Annotated in this window: 18 protein-coding genes and 1 riboswitch; of the genes, 6 read left to right on the plus strand and 12 right to left on the minus strand. The window is 47.0% G+C overall.

Annotation, left to right across the window (positions count from 1 at the left end):
* The first annotated feature begins 48 nt into the window (after positions 1-48).
* A riboswitch (purine riboswitch) is annotated at positions 49-144 on the plus strand.
* A gap of 11 nt (positions 145-155) precedes the next feature.
* On the plus strand, positions 156-1,571 hold the full coding sequence (locus CLOSA_RS20505; protein ID WP_013274643.1) for an NAD(P)/FAD-dependent oxidoreductase: 1,416 nt from the start codon (positions 156-158) through the stop codon (positions 1,569-1,571).
* A gap of 113 nt (positions 1,572-1,684) precedes the next feature.
* Here CLOSA_RS20505 and CLOSA_RS20510 read toward each other — a convergent pair whose 3' ends face one another.
* From CLOSA_RS20510 to CLOSA_RS20545, 8 genes are all read right to left on the minus strand, one after another.
* Positions 1,685-2,482: a Cof-type HAD-IIB family hydrolase gene (locus CLOSA_RS20510; RefSeq protein ID WP_013274644.1), complete on the minus strand. Its 798-nt coding sequence runs from the start codon at positions 2,480-2,482 to the stop codon at positions 1,685-1,687.
* On the minus strand, positions 2,479-3,063 hold the full coding sequence (locus tag CLOSA_RS20515; protein ID WP_013274645.1) for a xanthine phosphoribosyltransferase: 585 nt from the start codon (positions 3,061-3,063) through the stop codon (positions 2,479-2,481). The genes CLOSA_RS20510 and CLOSA_RS20515 overlap by 4 nt, the downstream gene beginning before the upstream one ends.
* Before the next feature lie 169 nt (positions 3,064-3,232).
* Positions 3,233-4,339, minus strand: a complete 1,107-nt coding sequence (gene tig, locus CLOSA_RS20520; RefSeq protein ID WP_242647767.1) for a trigger factor — start codon at positions 4,337-4,339, stop codon at positions 3,233-3,235.
* Between the two features lie 176 nt (positions 4,340-4,515).
* Complete coding sequence (locus CLOSA_RS20525; protein WP_013274647.1) at positions 4,516-5,910, minus strand: aminopeptidase; 1,395 nt, start codon at positions 5,908-5,910, stop codon at positions 4,516-4,518.
* A 24-nt stretch (positions 5,911-5,934) separates the two neighbouring features.
* A complete protein-coding gene (dtd, locus tag CLOSA_RS20530; protein WP_013274648.1) occupies positions 5,935-6,420 on the minus strand; it encodes a D-aminoacyl-tRNA deacylase in 486 nt (161 codons plus the stop codon).
* A 17-nt stretch (positions 6,421-6,437) separates the two neighbouring features.
* Positions 6,438-8,237 (minus strand): glycerophosphodiester phosphodiesterase, encoded by a 1,800-nt coding sequence (locus CLOSA_RS20535; RefSeq protein WP_013274649.1) that lies wholly within the window; start codon positions 8,235-8,237, stop codon positions 6,438-6,440.
* A gap of 72 nt (positions 8,238-8,309) precedes the next feature.
* Positions 8,310-8,993 (minus strand): GTP pyrophosphokinase, encoded by a 684-nt coding sequence (locus CLOSA_RS20540; protein ID WP_013274650.1) that lies wholly within the window; start codon positions 8,991-8,993, stop codon positions 8,310-8,312.
* A gap of 227 nt (positions 8,994-9,220) precedes the next feature.
* On the minus strand, positions 9,221-10,153 hold the full coding sequence (locus CLOSA_RS20545) for a S1 RNA-binding domain-containing protein (protein WP_013274651.1): 933 nt from the start codon (positions 10,151-10,153) through the stop codon (positions 9,221-9,223).
* A 201-nt stretch (positions 10,154-10,354) separates the two neighbouring features.
* Between CLOSA_RS20545 and CLOSA_RS20550 the strand changes: the two genes are divergently transcribed.
* The 5 genes from CLOSA_RS20550 (at position 10,355) to rbr (ending at position 13,867) form a co-directional block, all read left to right on the plus strand.
* Entirely contained in the window at positions 10,355-11,080 is a 726-nt protein-coding gene (locus CLOSA_RS20550) for a phosphatase (RefSeq protein ID WP_013274652.1), read from the plus strand.
* Positions 11,077-12,015 carry a LysR family transcriptional regulator gene (locus tag CLOSA_RS20555; RefSeq protein ID WP_013274653.1) on the plus strand — a complete coding sequence of 313 codons (939 nt, stop codon included), beginning with the start codon at positions 11,077-11,079 and terminating at the stop codon, positions 12,013-12,015. Before CLOSA_RS20550 ends, CLOSA_RS20555 begins: the two co-directional genes overlap by 4 nt.
* Before the next feature lie 174 nt (positions 12,016-12,189).
* The gene (locus CLOSA_RS20560) at positions 12,190-12,585 is read left to right on the plus strand and encodes a Fur family transcriptional regulator (RefSeq protein ID WP_013274654.1); all 396 of its coding nucleotides are present in this window, start codon (positions 12,190-12,192) and stop codon (positions 12,583-12,585) included.
* A gap of 113 nt (positions 12,586-12,698) precedes the next feature.
* Positions 12,699-13,241: an NADH peroxidase gene (locus CLOSA_RS20565; RefSeq protein WP_013274655.1), complete on the plus strand. Its 543-nt coding sequence runs from the start codon at positions 12,699-12,701 to the stop codon at positions 13,239-13,241.
* Between the two features lie 89 nt (positions 13,242-13,330).
* Positions 13,331-13,867, plus strand: a complete 537-nt coding sequence (rbr, locus tag CLOSA_RS20570; protein ID WP_013274656.1) for a rubrerythrin — start codon at positions 13,331-13,333, stop codon at positions 13,865-13,867.
* Here rbr and CLOSA_RS22790 read toward each other — a convergent pair.
* The 4 genes from CLOSA_RS22790 to CLOSA_RS20590 all read right to left on the minus strand — a co-directional run bounded on the left by CLOSA_RS22790 (position 13,864) and on the right by CLOSA_RS20590 (position 16,571).
* On the minus strand, positions 13,864-14,034 hold the full coding sequence (locus tag CLOSA_RS22790) for a hypothetical protein (protein WP_157669047.1): 171 nt from the start codon (positions 14,032-14,034) through the stop codon (positions 13,864-13,866). The genes rbr and CLOSA_RS22790 overlap by 4 nt on opposite strands.
* A gap of 138 nt (positions 14,035-14,172) precedes the next feature.
* Positions 14,173-15,072: a fumarylacetoacetate hydrolase family protein gene (locus CLOSA_RS20580; protein WP_013274657.1), complete on the minus strand. Its 900-nt coding sequence runs from the start codon at positions 15,070-15,072 to the stop codon at positions 14,173-14,175.
* Positions 15,073-15,084: 12 nt separating this feature from the next.
* Positions 15,085-15,645, minus strand: a complete 561-nt coding sequence (locus CLOSA_RS20585) for a glycerol-3-phosphate responsive antiterminator (RefSeq protein WP_013274658.1) — start codon at positions 15,643-15,645, stop codon at positions 15,085-15,087.
* A 194-nt stretch (positions 15,646-15,839) separates the two neighbouring features.
* The gene (locus CLOSA_RS20590; protein ID WP_013274659.1) at positions 15,840-16,571 is read right to left on the minus strand and encodes a glycerophosphodiester phosphodiesterase; all 732 of its coding nucleotides are present in this window, start codon (positions 16,569-16,571) and stop codon (positions 15,840-15,842) included.
* Positions 16,572-16,681: the final 110 nt, after the last annotated feature.

Raw genomic sequence — 16,681 nt, forward strand, 5'->3', positions numbered from 1 at the left:
AGTTCATCCGAAGCATGGATATCTCTTGTCATTTCCATATTCACTATGATAGAATAAAGCTGTTGCGCTTATATAAGTTCATAATCGGTTGAGCGTTTCTACCAACTACCATAATAGTTGACTATAAGGGTTAAAAGGAAAAAGGAGTGATGTTCATGAAGGATGTTTCAAAAAATTATGATGTAATCATCATCGGTGCAGGCCCCTCCGGCATTTTCTGTGCCTATGAGCTGATCGAGAAAAAACCGGACCTTAAGATCCTTATGATCGAAAAGGGCCGCCGGATTGAAAACCGGACCTGTCCCAAGAGAACCACAAAAACATGCGTAGGCTGCAAACCATGCTCCATCACCACAGGCTTTGCCGGAGCCGGGGCATTTTCCGACGGAAAATTATCCTTATCTCCCGACGTCGGCGGAAATCTTCCTGAAATACTTGGATATGATAAGACTGTGGAGCTGTTAAAGGAATCAGACAACATTTATTTGAAATTCGGCGCAGATACCAATGTTTACGGCATTGATAAGCAGAAGGAGATCCAGGAGATCCGCCGTAAGGCCATTGGAGCCAACTTAAAGCTGATCGAATGCCCCATCCGCCATTTGGGAACGGAAGAAGGCTATAAAATCTACACCCGCCTCCAGGAGCATTTATTGGAGCAGGGGGTTGAAATGGCGTTTCATACGATGGTAAAAGATATCATCATCGAAGATAATAGAGCAAAAGGCGTCATCACGGACAAGGAAGAAGTCTGTTATGCGCCGGAAATCGTGTCTGCCATCGGCCGGGAAGGCTCTGACTGGTTCAGCCACATCTGTAAAAACCACGGGATCGAGACAAAAGTAGGAACCGTGGACATCGGAGTCCGGGTTGAGGTCCGGGATGAGGTCATGGAGTTTTTAAATAAAAATCTTTATGAGGCCAAGCTTGTTTACCATACTCCTACTTTTGACGATAAAGTACGTACCTTCTGTACCAACCCTTCCGGTGAGGTCGCCACAGAGTACTATGAGAACGGTCTGGCAGTGGTTAACGGTCATGCTTACAAATCCCAGGAATATAAGACAAACAACACCAATTTTGCCATCCTGGTATCCAAAAACTTCACAAAACCCTTTAAGACGCCTATCGAATACGGCAAACAGATCGCCCAGCTAAGCAACATGCTCTGTGACGGCAAGATCCTGGTACAGACCTTCGGCGACTTCCAGAGAGGCAGACGTACCACAGAGGAGCGTTTATGCCGCAACAATCTGATTCCCACCTTAAAGGATGCAGTTCCAGGCGATTTATCTCTTGTATTCCCTCACCGCATTATGGTTGACATAAAGGAAATGCTTCTCGCCCTGGACAAGGTGACTCCGGGTATTGCCAGTGATGAGACCCTGTTGTATGGTGTAGAGGTGAAGTTCTACTCCAATAAGGTGGTAGTCAATACTGATTTTGAGACCAGCGTGGAAGGCCTTCGCGCCATCGGTGACGGTGCTTCCGTAACAAGGGGACTTCAACAGGCGTCTGCCAACGGGCTGAGCGTGGCAAGAAGCATTCTGACCGCCATGAACGAAAAATAAGTTAATTTTCAAAAGCAAGATAAACAGACAGATAGGGAGTCCCTGACGGTACTCCCTATCTGTCTGTTTCCTTATTGCAGGATTCTTGACAAAGGCTTCTCAGATTCCGGAAATTATATCAGTCCCAGCTTTTTCATGGCATAAGCCACCCCGTCATCCTCTACATTTTTCGTATAAAAAGTCGCATAAGGCTCCAGCTCCACACTATGATGCCCCATAAGAATACAGTTCTTGGCATATTCAAACATGGATAAGTCATTGGTGCTGTCACCGAACACATAGGCATCCTTAAGGGCAATGCCGTAATGTTCCAAAATCATCTCAATGGCCGTTGCCTTGGAATATCCGGAGGGAATGCATTCATAAAATCCGCTGCCCCGGTCAATGATCTCAAAGTCCAGACCCAGGGCTTGGGAAAAGCCTTTTAAATCGCTTTTTTCATCTGCAAATACGCAGAACTTATCATAGTCGTAGCAATCCTCTTCCCAGCCATATGGAGAAAGATTACCTTCCTGTTCTACGATTTTTTTCAGTTCTTCCAACTGGGGAAAGCGGGAGGTTTCTTTTCTGAAATAGCAGCTTTCGGTTCCCTCTAATACCCCATCAAGATCATGATCCCGAATGATTCTTTTGATCTCGATTCCACGTTCATGGGGGATCGCAGCGGAGAAAAGGACCTTATCGCCTATAACGATACGGGTACCGCATCCGCAGCAGTAGCCATCCACTGCAATGAGCGGTTCAATGGGTCCGATGAGACAATGGGTTCTTCCGGAATTAATAAATACCAGATGGCCGTTTTTCCGTGCCCGTTCAACTGCCTGAATGGCACTTTCCGGCACATTCCGGTTTACCTCGGAAAAGAGGGTACCGTCAATGTCGAAAAACAGGGCCTTTCTTCCTTCACTCATTGGTCACCCCGAAAGCAAATAGTTCCTGTGGTTTCGTCCATACTTTCCACAATCGCCAGGGATTCCACACGGATTCCTTCTGCCCTTAACCGGTCCCCTCCGGGCTGGAAGCCTTTTTCGATCACAATTCCCGCGCCCACCAGCTTAGCACCGGAATCCTTTACAATGGCAGCCAGGCCTTCCAGGGCTTTTCCGTTGGCCAGGAAATCATCAATAAGCAATACCTTGTCACCGGCTCCCAGAAACTCCTTGGAAACCATGATGTCATAGGTCCTTCCGTGGGTAAAGGACTCCACCGGGGTAGTATAAACGTCGCCTGCTATGTTCTTAGTCTTGGATTTCTTTGCAAATACCACAGGAACGTTGAAATATTGAGCCACGATACAGGCAATTCCAATGCCGGAAGCCTCAATTGTCAGGATCTTATTGACTTCATAATCGGCAAAGCGTCTCTTAAACTCCTTTCCGATCTCTACGAACAGCTTAATATCCATCTGGTGATTCAAAAAGCTGTCCACTTTCAGTACATCACCGGACTTAATCTTTCCATCCTTCCGTATTCTGTCCTTTAAAAGCTGCATAAAGGTTCCTCCTCCTCATAGAATCCGCAGTGCAGCCGGCGAAGCTTACCGCTTTACCGGTCACGGGCATCCGCCCTATGAAACAGGACATTAACCCATTCGCTTACGTGCAAGCACGACGCAAATGGATTGATGCCCTGTTTCGCACTGCTCTTTGCTTTCGTGAAATTTATTTAATAACTGCTTTTTCTGTTAGGAAATCCATTACCTTATTGTTCATAATATAATCATCCACATCAAACTGGCCTGCGGTCTCAATCATTTTATCTACGCTCTCATAGCCCATCTGGTCTGCTACTTCCTTGCGGTCCTCATCGGTAATCTGGATTCCCTCTTTCTCCGCAATTGCACTGACCACCAGTCTCTGCTCTACGGTGGCTTCTGCCTGGGTCTTTAAGATTTCTTTAAATTCTTCCTCTCCCATTCCGGAAAAAGCCCCCACAAAGGTTTTAAAATCCATTCCGTAAGCGGCTGCCTGGTTTGAATATCTGGCAATCAAGTTGTTGAAGTTGGCATCGACGGCCTCCTGCTTCGGTTCTACCTTGGAAGCATTTAAAATGGCTGTATAAATATCACTCTTCATCTTCTGCTCTGCTTCATCACTCTTATTCTTTAAAAGAGTCTGCATTTTATCTTCTTTGTATTCAGCTACGGTCTTAAAGGACGTATTTTCCTGAACAAATGCATCGTTTAATTCCGGGACCTGCTCTTCCTTAACGGCATTGACTGTAACGTCAAATACAACCGCTTTTCCTGCCAGGTCTGCATTCTGGTAGCCTTCCGGAAAGGTAAGATTTAAGGTCTTCTTGTCCCCCTTTTTTGCTCCAACAAGACCTTCCTCAAAGCCTTCGATAAACTGGCCGGAGCCAATGGTCAAGTCATAGCCCTGAGCAGTGCCGCCGTCAAATGCAACGCCATCCTTTGTACCTACATAGTCAATGTTGACTACGTCACCATTCTGGACCGCCCGGTCTACCTCTGCATCCTTTGCATGAGCGGATAAATCGCTCTGAACCGCCTGGTTCACTTCGTCATCGGTGACCTCCACGGAATCCTTGGACACTTCAATTCCCTTGTATTCTCCAAGGGTGACGGTTCCGTTATCCATTCCCGTCAGATCCTCCACAGCCAGAGTTTCCTGTGCCGCTGATTCGGTTGCTTCTGCCGCTTCCGTCCCTGTCTCAGCCGGCTTTGCTGCAGGCTTTTTACCACAACCGGAAATAAGGGCGGCGGCAAGCATACCGCACATACAAATTTTAAAAATTTTCTTCATCATACAATCCTTTTTCTTTCTATTTTTAATCGTTGATAATAAAATTGCTTCCAGTCAGTTATACCATATCGGACAAGGTAAAAAAAGCCTTTTACCGAAATTAACAAAAATTTCAAAATTCCTTAATGGTTTGGGAGCATGCTTTTTATCAGCAAAAATTCCATGGATCTTCAACCCCATTATTTGTAAAATGCGCGGAATGCTTTGTATGTATTGTATACATCAAGCTTGGCCGAAAGCTCGAAGGGGGAATGCATGGATAGAATGGGCACACCTAAATCCACTACATCCACATCCATATGAGCTACATATTTGGCAATGGTACCGCCGCCGCCCTGATCCACGGCCCCAAGCTCTCCGATCTGCCAGTAAACGCCTTCCTGCTCCATCATGGCGATGACCTTTGCCATCAGCTCCGCGCTTGCATCATTGGAACCGGATTTTCCCCGGACGCCGGTGTACTTGGTCAATACGCAGCCCTTATTTAAGAAGCAGGAATTACGCTCCTCGTATACCTGGGCAAAGGTGGGATCATAAGCCGCGTTTACATCAGAGGATAAGCAGATGGAGTTTCTAAGTACCTTTCTTACATCAACACGGGCCATGGCAGCCAGGTCTTCCATGTAATGAAGGACAAAATCCGAATCCAGGCCGGTATTTCCCTCGGAGCCCACTTCCTCTTTATCCGCAAGAACAGTGACCGTGGTATATTCCGGCATGTTGGCATCGATCTCAGCCATCAGGGCCGTATAGGCGCATACTCTGTCATCCTGTCCGTAAGCGCCGATCATGCTGCGGTCCAGTCCTACGTCACAGGCCTTCTGGGCAGGTACCATCTCGATCTCGGCACGGAAAAAATCTGCCTCTGTGATCCCGTAGCGCTCGTTCAGCAGCTTTAGGGCCAGTAGCTTCACAGGGTCTTTAAGTTCTGCTTCGTCAATAAACGGAATGGATCCTATGAGTACATTCAGCTCCTCTCCTTTTAACCCATCCCTTAATTTTCTGTCATTCTGCTCCGCTGACAGATGGGGAAGAAGATCTGTCACGCAGAATACGGGATCGCCTTCTTTTTCCCCGATATTCACCTCCACGATCTCTCCGTTTTTCTTTACTACCACCCCGTGAATGGCTAAGGGTACCGTTCCCCACTGGTATTTGCGGATGCCGCCGTAATAATGTGTCTTAAAATAAGCCAGGTCGCTTTTTTCATATGCAGGGTTGGGTTTTAAGTCAAGCCTGGGAGAATCGATGTGGGCGCCGTTGATGCGCACTCCCTGTTCCAATCCCGCCTTGCCGAACGTAGTGGCGATGATAGACTTGCCGCGGTTTACATAATATACCTTGTTGCCTGCCTGATAGTCCTTTCCTTCTTCAAAGGGACGATATCCCTGCATCTCAAGCATTGCCACAGCTTCTCTCACACATTCCCGCTCGGTCTTTCCGTTGTCCAGGAACCTTTTATAGCCCTCACAGAACATCTCCGCTTCTTCACGCTGAGAAGGTGCCTCCTTGGCGATATGCGGAAATTTAAATGTCAGTTCTTCCTGCAGTTGTTGTCCTTTTGTTTTTTCCATTGTTATAATTCCTCCATCATTTACTTAAGGGCATTTGCCCAAATTTACTCTATTCGTTGTTTCACAGATTTCTTCGCTGTCAAGGACCAGGGTGAACGGTCCGTCGTTTAAAAGCTCTACCTTCATATCCGCTCCGAAGCTGCCATGCTCAACCCGGTTGCCATAGGACTTTAACCGCTTCACGATGTATTCATAAAGATGGTTGGCAAGCTGAGGGTTCCCCGCCTTCGTAAAGCTTGGCCGGTTGCCTTTTTTGCAGTCCGCATAAAGGGTGAACTGGCTGACCACCAGGATCTCTCCGCCAACCTCCTTTAAGGAAAGGTTGGTCTTCCCGTTTTCATCGGGAAAGATCCTCAGCTTGCATATTTTATCCGCCATTTTATCCGCAATGGCTTCCGTATCCGTCTCAGAAACTCCAAGAAGGAGCAGGAAGCCATTTTCAATGGCGCCGGTCTGCTGCTCAGAAACCGTGACTTTCGCATGGGCAACCCGCTGTAACACGATCTTCATATCCATTCTCCTGTCTGCTATTTTAATACAAGTCTTAAGTATTCCAAAAGGCTCTCAGTGGCTGCTTCCCGGTAGAGGATCTCTCTGGCTATCACCGGATAGTCCGTGATAATATTATCAACTCCAAGCATCTTCATCCGCTCCATCTCACTTTTGCTGTTCACGGTCCATGCATGGACTGCTTTCCCCTTTTCATGGGCAGCCTCAACCAGCCGCTCGCTTACAAAACTGGACCGGAGGCTGATGAAGTCGATATCATCACTGGAATAATAGTCTCCATAGGCGGCTGAAATGATATAACCGGTACGGATCTCAGGGTCCAGCTCCTTGATTCTGGCCAGATAGGAAAACCGGACAGAGGTCACCACGCACTGTTCCCTCATCTGGTGTTTATCAATGAGCTCCGCCACCTTATCCGGCAGCCTGCTGCCGCTTCCCAAGTCCTTGATCTCAATGTTTATGTTGATCCGGCCCTTGCAAAATTCCATGGTTTCCTCTAAGGACGGGATCCGCTCCCCCTGGAAGTCGGCGGAAAACCATGTTCCCACATCAATCTTCTGCAATTCCTCAAAGGTATAAAAGCTGATTGGCCGGTTGATGCCTGATACTCTTTTTAAGCTGTCATCATGCCCCAGGACCACCACGCCATCCTTTGTCTCCTGAACATCGATTTCTACATAATCTGCCAGGTCATCCAATGCTTTTGCCATGGCTGCCATGGTGTTTTCAGGAGCTTTACCGGAGCTGCCCCGGTGGGCGGTGATCTGAATCATGCTCAGCATATCAGCCGTAATTGCAGAACCGTTCCGCACCACTCCAAAAAGAGAAAGCAGGCTGAATACCGCCGCTGCTGCCATAAACAGGGCTGCCAGCCTCCTGTCCCCATACTTGCCTCCGGAATAATCGCTGATCCTGGATTTTTTTACAAGCTTGCTGGTGAACCTGAAATACTGGACGCTTAATGCCCCGTAGTTTCCCAGAGTCAGGAGCATACTGGTTAAAAAGATCAGTACCAGTTCAATCCGGTCACATGCCGCAGGAAGGATAGCCAGGGCCAGGTTATTGTCGGTAAACAGGGTCACTCCAACAGCAGCAATCAGCACGCAGAATGCATAAACCAGCCAAAGTCCTGCCACAGCTGCCGCATAATAGACGGACAACAGGACCACCACTTTAAAAATCCGGCGCCTTAACAGCCACAGGCTTCTGAAATAACCATCCCTGAAACTTTTCTGTTCCACCATACAGCCATGAAAGGTATAGACTCCCGGAATAACAGCCGCCAGCAAAAGCAACAGAAGGAGCATAACGGACAGCTTTCCCGCAGGCTTTTTTAATATCTCGGATATAACAAAATTAAGGGGCTTAACATGGGTCAGCATCTGATATATGAGATACAGATTCACAAGCACGTAATCTGCCAGAACCAGAAGCCCTAACCGCCAATTTTTTCTGCGGATCTCCAGGACAAGCTTTAAAAAGCCTCCTGCCAGGATCTCCCAGGGCTTCAGCCTCCGGGAGTAGTAGGCCCCCTCATACAAGGTCAGAAGGCAGCCGGTCTCAAGGGTAAGGATCAGAATCCCCACCACCGCCATGACTGCCATCACAAGGACCGTCCATGGCTTTACCAGGAAATAGCCGATGTTGGCGGCAGTCAGATAACTGTATCCGGCCATCCTCAACGCAAATAAAAGGCCTTTGTTTAAGAGCAGCAGATACAGGGTCGTGGTGACCAGCCGAAACAGCAATTCGAAAACAAACGCATTTTTTTGATTGAGCTTTATGAGCTTCCAGGTGTCTTTTGTTAATGTACCCATGTCGTAACCTTCTTTTTGCCAAGAGGATTAGAAAACGCAGCCTCAGCGAGGGGAACGTTGAGGCTGCATCTATTAAATCAAATCTCCCTCATCCATCAAGTCCTCTCCTGCTGTCTCCCGCTGCTGTGCCTCACTTAATTCCAGAATCGCCTGGTTTAAGGAAAACATCTTCCCATCCAGCATATTTACCACATCAGCGCAAGCCTTCAGCTCCTGCTGCAAATACGCCGGGGCATTGCCTTCAAACTTATAATATATCTTATGCTCCAGGCTTGCCCAGAAATCCATGGCAATCGTCCTGATCTGAATCTCCACTTTTGTGTCCACCGGCCCATCCGTCAGATAGATGGGAATGGTAACCACCATATGATAGCTTTTATAACCGTTGGGTTTTGGATACTTAATATAATCCTTCACATAAAGAACCGTAACATCGCTTTGCTTTGTAATCATCTCCGCAATCTGGTAAATATCCGATGTAAAAGAACAGATAATCCGTATCCCTGCAATATCATTTAACTTTTCCACCATATTGTCGATCGTCACGTCATAGCCATACCGTTTCAGCTTTTTTACAATGCTGTCCGGCGTCTTAAGCCTTGACTTGATGTGTTCAATGGGGTTGTAATTGTAGATATGCACAAACTCATTATTAAGTATTTCAATTTTTGTACTGATTTCCTTTAATGCCGAGTCATACAAAAACATCACAGATTTCCACTGATCAACCTGGTTAAATGATTTGGGAATATTCATTCCACATTCCCCCTCTCTCTCGCCTCCGTACTCCAACCAGGAAAAACACACTTTGCAGGCTTTTTCCGGTTGCTGCGGCCTCCCCTATGAATATGCAGGCATATTCATCCGGCTCATTTTCCGCACAAGTCAGTGAGACAGGGGCAGCCCCATCGCCCGGCAGCCCCTGCTTCCAGGGAATAGTATACCATAGAAACCTGACATTTTATATCCCTTTTCCTGACTTTCTAAATTTTCAACCCCTTTAAGAGGGCTGAAAGCCCTGTAAAAGCAGAACCTTCCTCCTTGTAATCATAGACCTCAGCCTCAGCTTCCTCTTCCTCCTGGACAGCCTTCATGCTTAAGCTTATCTTATGATCCGCTATGGATATGATCTTCACCTTAACGGTCTGTCCCTCCTTTAACACAACGCCTGGATGCTTGATCCTCTGGCTGCTGATCTGTGAAATGTGAAGAAGTCCGGAAAGCCCGTTTTCCAGGTTAATAAATGCGCCGTAATCCTTTAAGCTGTCCACGGTTCCTTCCATAACAGTCCCTACCTGGCATTTTTCGATCTTTTTGCTTGTTTCTTCCTTTTGCTTCATGAGAGCCGGCTCCCTGCCTGAGAGCACCAGCTTCTTATTTTCCTCGTCTGCGGTGATGACCGTGACTTCAATGACCTTTCCATTATATTCATCTAAGTCCTCTACATATTCCCCTGCCAGCTTGGATGCCGGTATAAATCCCCGGATTCCCTCCAGATAGGCAACGGCTCCGCCCTTAACGATCTCTTCGATTTTAACCCTGGCAATGGTTCGGTCACTTAGCATGGAGCCAAGCTTTTCCCATGCCAGCCGGTCATTGGCCAGCTTTCTGGAAAGAACGATATTCCCTTCCCCATCATCGGCGCTTACGACTGTAGCCGTAATCTCATCACCAGGCTGGATTTCCCTTAACAGGTTAAATTCCGGATCATTGCTTAAATTCTCTTTGCTGATGACCCCTTCCGCATAATATTTTAAATCCAGCGTAACCATATCCTCGTTTACACTGATAACGGTCCCGGTAAGAACATCTCCCTCTTTTACCCTTTTAAAGGATGCTTCCAGCTCTGCGGCATAGTCTTCCATGGTTTCCATTACTTCTGCTGTTCCATCTGCAGCTTTCATCTCTTCGCTCATTGAAATTTCCTCCACTCATAAAGTACTTGGTTCTGCATAAAATCTAACTATATATTTATCACATCCCGCCTGATATTACTATAGTTTTCTAAGTAAAAATATGTTATATTTATATTAATAGGAACAAAAACATTCCTTACTATGAAATATTTACCATTGGAGGAGCAATCCACCAGTTGCTGATAAGAAAGGACAAGAATCATGAACGACATAATGGACCTGCATACCCACACCGTAGCCAGCGGACATGCATACAACACCTTATATGAAATGGCCCGATCTGCCTCTGATAAGGGCATTGCCCTTATGGGCTCTACGGATCACGCACCAAAAATGCCAGGGACATGCCACGAGTTTTACTTTATAAATTTTAAGGTGATCCCCCGTAATATCTACGGTACAACTATTCTTATGGGCGTGGAACTTAATATTTTGGATTTCACGGGACGGGTTGACTTAAGAAAAGGTCTTTTGGAAAAGATGGACTACTCCATTGCCAGCCTCCATGAACCATGCTACAAAAGCGGAACTTCCGCAGAAAATACAAGGGCTTACTTAGGAGCCATTGAAAATCCCTTAATCCCCATCATCGGCCACCCTGATGACAGCCGCTTCCCGGTGGATTACGACACCCTTGTTTCTGCTGCTGCCGAAAATCATACCCTTCTGGAGGTCAATTCCAGTTCCCTTCATCCATTAAGCGCCAGAATCAATGCGGCGGAAAACTACAGGACCATGCTGGAGCTGTGCAGGCACTACCAGGCCTCCGTCATCATTAACAGCGATGCCCACACAGAGGCGGATGTGGGGAACCATACAAGAGCCTTGGAGCTTCTAAAAGAAGTGGATTTTCCGGAAGAGCTTATTGTAAACAGTTCCATTCAAAAGCTCCTCCCATATATTCCTAAGCTGGAGGCTTATTTATGATAAACTTCCTGAACCTGGAATATTTTCTGGCGGTTGCAGAGGAGCTTAATATTACCCGTGCCGCCAAACGGCTCTACATCTCCCAGCAGTCCTTAAGCAGTCACATTTCCAATTTGGAGAAGGAGTTTGATGTCCAGCTTTTCAACCGCACCATGCCCCTCACCCTGACCTACGCCGGACGTGCCTTAAAGGTCCGGGCAAAGCAGATGCTGGACCTAAAGGATGAAACTTACCGGGAGCTGGCCGATATCAAAGATTTTACCACTGGACAGCTATCAATCGGAATCTCCCATACCAGGGGACGTTTCCTTCTCCCCGCCATCCTTCCCGCCTACCGGGAAAAGTTTCCAAACATTGAGATCCATCTGGTGGAAGGGAACTCTTCCGAATTAAGCACTGCCCTGATTCATGGAACCATTGATCTGATGATTGATCTGCTGCCCTTTAAGGCCGATCATGTGGAAACCGTACCCATCTGTGATGAGGAGATCCTTCTTGTAGTTCCTGACCAGATCCTGGACCGGTATTTTCCTGGACGGCAGGAGGAGATGATAAAGGTGCTGGGGGAAAATGCAGATGTGCAGCTTTTAAAGGATTGTCCCTACCTTCTGATCAACAAGGGAAACCGGGTGCGTACCATTGCCGATGAGATTTTCGAGGAAGCACAGCTTACCCCCTCCATCCTGCTGGAGACAGAAAACATTGAAACCGTACTTGCCCTTGCTGCCAAAGGCATGGGAATCACTTTTTACCCTAAAATGTTTATGTCCGGAAACGGCAGCAACGGCGATACCCCAATAAAAAAAACTGGTCTTCATTACTTTTCCTTAAATTACAGGCGCAGCCACGGCGTCCTGGCATTCGGCCGGCACAAAGGAAGATATCTGTCCCGGGCTACGGAAGAATTCATACGGATCGCAAGGGAAAGCATATAAATAGTTTGTTACAGAAAGACATACCGTATATCATTTGGAGGATTCAACACCATTCCGAAAGACATATGGATATGCTGTCAAATATTAACTACGGATTGACAAAAGGCCGGAAATCTTATATTATTAAATAGTAACAATTACTAATATAATTATTATTTTAGAAAAGGAGCGGCCATGAAAACATTAAAGTATAGCCGTCAACGGGAATCCATTAAAGCCTGTCTAATGGCAAGGCACGATCATCCCACTGCAGATGCCCTATACACACTGATCCGCGAAGAATACCCCAATATCAGCCTTGGTACCGTTTACCGGAATTTAAACCTTTTGGTTGAGCTGGGGGAGATCCAAAAGCTGACATGCGGAGATGGCGCAGACCGCTTTGATGCGGATACCTCACCCCATTACCATTTTGTTTGTAAAAAGTGCGGGAAGGTCAGCGACCTGGCTCTTGACCATTTGGAGAACATCAACCAACTGGCACAGGAGCACGCGGCCGGCACAGTGGACAGTCACACGATTTACTTCTACGGGACTTGCAAAAGCTGTTTTGAAAATAATTATCGATAACTCTTGACACCAGGAGAAAGATGTGCTAAATTAATATCAGTAATCATTACTATTATTGATTGCCATAAATAACAACAACAAAAAATTAGAAAATAAAAAGGAGACATGAGATCATGAAGAAATGGGTTTGTACTGTATGCGGTTACGTTCACGAAGGGGAGACAGCTCCGGAGTTCTGTCCAGTCTGTAAGGCAGGTTCTGAAAAGTTCAAGTTACAGGATGAAAGCATGTCCTGGGCCTGCGAGCATGAAATTGGGGTAGCACAGGGTTCTCCGGAAGACATTATGATGGATTTAAGAGCTAACTTTGAAGGCGAATGCACCGAAGTTGGCATGTATCTTGCAATGTCAAGAGCTGCTCACAGAGAAGGCTATCCTGAGATCGGCTTGTACTATGAGAAAGCTGCCTTCGAAGAGGCGGAACACGCATCAAAATTTGCAGAGCTGTTAGGCGAATGCGTATCCTCCAGCACAAAGAAGAACCTGGAATTAAGGGTTGCTGCTGAAAATGGCGCTACTGCCGGTAAATTTGACCTTGCAAAGCGTGCAAAAGCATTAAACTTAGATGCAATCCATGACACCGTACATGAAATGGCAAAGGATGAAGCACGTCACGGCAAAGCATTCAAGGGCTTACTGGAAAGATATTTCGGTTAATACATCCATTGGGGGCGGCAGAACCATTCTTCCGCTCCCTGTTTGCAAGGTACAGATCATTCACAATTCAAATCAGGAGGGTTTATACGATGTCCAAATACGCAGGAACAAAAACAGAGCAGAACTTAAAAGACGCTTTTGCAGGCGAGTCCATGGCAAGAAATAAGTATACATATTATGCCTCTGCAGCCAAAAAGGCCGGTTATGAACAAATGGCCGCCCTTTACTTGGAAACAGCCGACCAGGAAAAAGAGCATGCTAAGATGTGGTTCAAGGAATTGCATGGCATTGGTTCCATGGAAGAAAACTTAGCAGATGCAGCTGCCGGTGAAAACTACGAGTGGACCGATATGTATAAGAAGATGGCTGAGGATGCCAGGGCAGAAGGTTTTTTGGAACTGGCTCTTAAATTTGAATTCGTAGGAAAAGTAGAAGCTGCTCATGAAAAACGTTACTTAAAGCTACTTGACAGCTTAAAGAACGACAAGACCTTTAAAGGAGATGCCCCTCTTGGCTGGAAGTGCCGCAACTGCGGTTACATCCATGAAGGACCGGAGGCTCCGGAAATCTGTCCAACCTGTGCTCATCCTAAGGCATATTTTGAACGAAAAGCGGAAAATTATTAATACCATCTGTTACGGCAGGAAGGGCGGGATCTTTTGGTTCCGCCCTTCCTGCCGTTGATCCGACACACGGATAAGGGAAATTTATATTCCCCGGAATTATCCGTATAGGTCACGGTGCTGACATCCGTTGGAAGATCCGCTCCTTCTCCGCCTACTCGGGTGATCATCAGCAGACAGCCTGTGTCCTTTCCACTGCCGGGCGGATTCGGGACCTGCACCCGTTGGAACGTACGCCCGCCGGGCGCACCTGCAAAAAATGCTGCCCCATGAAGGAGCAGCATTTAAAATCCAATACATTTATTATCTTACACGACCTTATTTTTAATGGCCCCAATCCCCTCGATCAGGCATTCCACTTCATCTCCTGCCGCCAGAAACTTCGGCGGTTCAAACCCCATTCCAACCCCCTTCGGGGTACCGGTGGAAATGATGGTTCCTGCCCTGAGGGTCATCCCTTTGGACAGTTCGCTGACAATATGGTCAATGTTAAAAATCATAAGACGGGTATTGCTGTCCTGCCTCAGTTCTCCGTTTACCTTGGACTGAATGCCAAGCTCCGGGGGATAGGATATGGAGTTAGCGGTCAGAATACAGGGACCCATGGGAGTAAAACCGTCAAGGCTCTTGCCAAAATACCACTGCTTATGGGCATTCTGTACGTTGCGGGCGCTGACGTCATTGATGATGGTGTATCCGAAAATATATTCCTTGGCCCGTTCCGGTGACACATCCTTTGCATCCTTTCCTATGATGACTCCCAGCTCTGCTTCATAATCCAGGCTGTCCACCATATCGCTGTGACTTAAGATCTCTCCGTATGGATTCACCGCCTCATTCACTCTCTTGGAAAAATAAACAGCATTGGGGCGCTTTCCGTCAAATTCCTCTTTTTTAAAGCGGGCAGACTCCTCGGCATGTTCCATGTAATTAAGCCCCAGACAGATGATGTCCTGTTCCGGTGTCCGGATTGGTGCCAAAAGCCTGACCTCTTTCATCATGGCAGCCCCAACGATGTTGCTTTTATAAGGATCAAGGCCGGAAGCATGCTCCAGAAGATCAAGCTCAGACTGGCTGAGTCCCTTGATAACCTCCAGCATCTCCTTGTACTCCATACCAAATGCCCTGAGAGGAAAGACCCACATCTCGTCCTTACTCACTACCCCAATATCTTTTCTCCGGTCAACCTCGTATGTAACTAATTTCATAACATCCTCCTTTTACATGAACCATAGCTCTTCCTTTGTGGTGGAGATCGCATCCGCACCTGCGCCAAAAGCCGCCATAATATCCTTTTTATCCGATATCAGTCCGCCTGCAATAATAGGAATATCCGTATAAGCCCGAATCTCTTTCAGCACTCTGGGCATGACCCCGGGCATGATCTCAACCAGATCCGGATGATAGGTATCAATCTGCTTTTTTGTCGTACTCATAGCAAGGGAATCAATAATAAAGGTTCTCTGAACTCCAACCAATCCCAATTCAACCGCCCGTTTTACAAGAAGCGGCTTCGTGCTGATAATTCCATCTGCATAAGTATTCTGCTTAATAAAATCAACCGCAATTTCCCTGGAGCTTAAGCCCTGTGCCAGATCCGCATGGACGATGGCATTTTTTCCATGATCCTTTATTTGCTTCACTATGCTGCTGATGTTGCAGATATTGCCATACAGAATGAACACTACCTGACATTCCGACTCAAAGCTTCGCTTTAACCCATTATCATCCTTAATCGCTGCAATTACTGGAGATGACTCCAGCAGTTCAATCGCCTTCATTCCTATTCCTCCGCACCCACAAAATATGGATCTCGTTCTACTTTATCAATCCTTTTCCCCACCGTCAAGGCAATTTTTGCCCTTTCCGGCTTTTCCTGAGAAAGTAAAGCGAATCTTAACGTTCTTTTTTCCATACAAGATAGCAGGAGCTGCGGTCTCCGAAAAACGGAGGCCTTACCCCTGCCATCGATTATCTACAGTTCTTTGCTCTGCACCCACCGCTTACAGACTTCCGGAAAGTTGGTGATGACTCCGTCGCAGCCCCATTCATAGACCTGCTCCAGTGCAGCCATGTCATTGACCGTCCACACATTCACCTGAATTCCATATCTCCTGCAGTTGTCCACAGCATCTTTTGTCAATCCCTTTACTCCCGGATGGTAGCATTGGAAATCATACTTGTCACAGTAATATCCTGCATTACCAAGGCCGGGGTGGTCAAGAAGCGCGCCGCACCGGATTTGGGGAGCCAGCTCCTTTAACCGGCTGATGGAAGTATGGTTAAAGGAGGAAAAAATGACCTTATCCTCAAGCCCGTATCTGCCAACAAGCTCCAGGGTCTTCTCTTCCAGGCCCTCATAATAATATACGCCTGTCTTGATCTCAATATTAGTAATTAGGTCCTGATCCTTTGCCCATATGCAGTATTCTTCAAAGGACGGAACAGGCTCAAATCCATGGATCCCTCCGCAGACGGCATCCCCATTGTATTTTCTCAGCTCCTCATACGTAAGATCCTTCACAAAACCGGTGCCATCCGTGGTCCGGTCAATGCTTTCATCGTGGATCACCACCACCGTTCCATCCTTTGTAAGCTGTACATCCAGCTCGATCCCGTCACAGCCTGTCTCTGCCGCCTTCCGAAACGCCAGCATGGTATTTTCCGGATACCTTCCGCTGTAACCTCTGTGTGCAAATACCTTCATGTAACCCCCTCTTTCTTCTTATATCTGCAAGCAATAAGCCATAGGCAGGTATAACCCCATTCCTGCTTCTGCCAGATGCTGCAAGAGCCAAATACCCGGCAGCCTCCCAA

Origin of the sequence: [Clostridium] saccharolyticum WM1 (genome assembly GCF_000144625.1) — a bacterium.
Classification (GTDB): Bacteria; Bacillota; Clostridia; order Lachnospirales; family Lachnospiraceae; genus Lacrimispora; species Lacrimispora saccharolytica.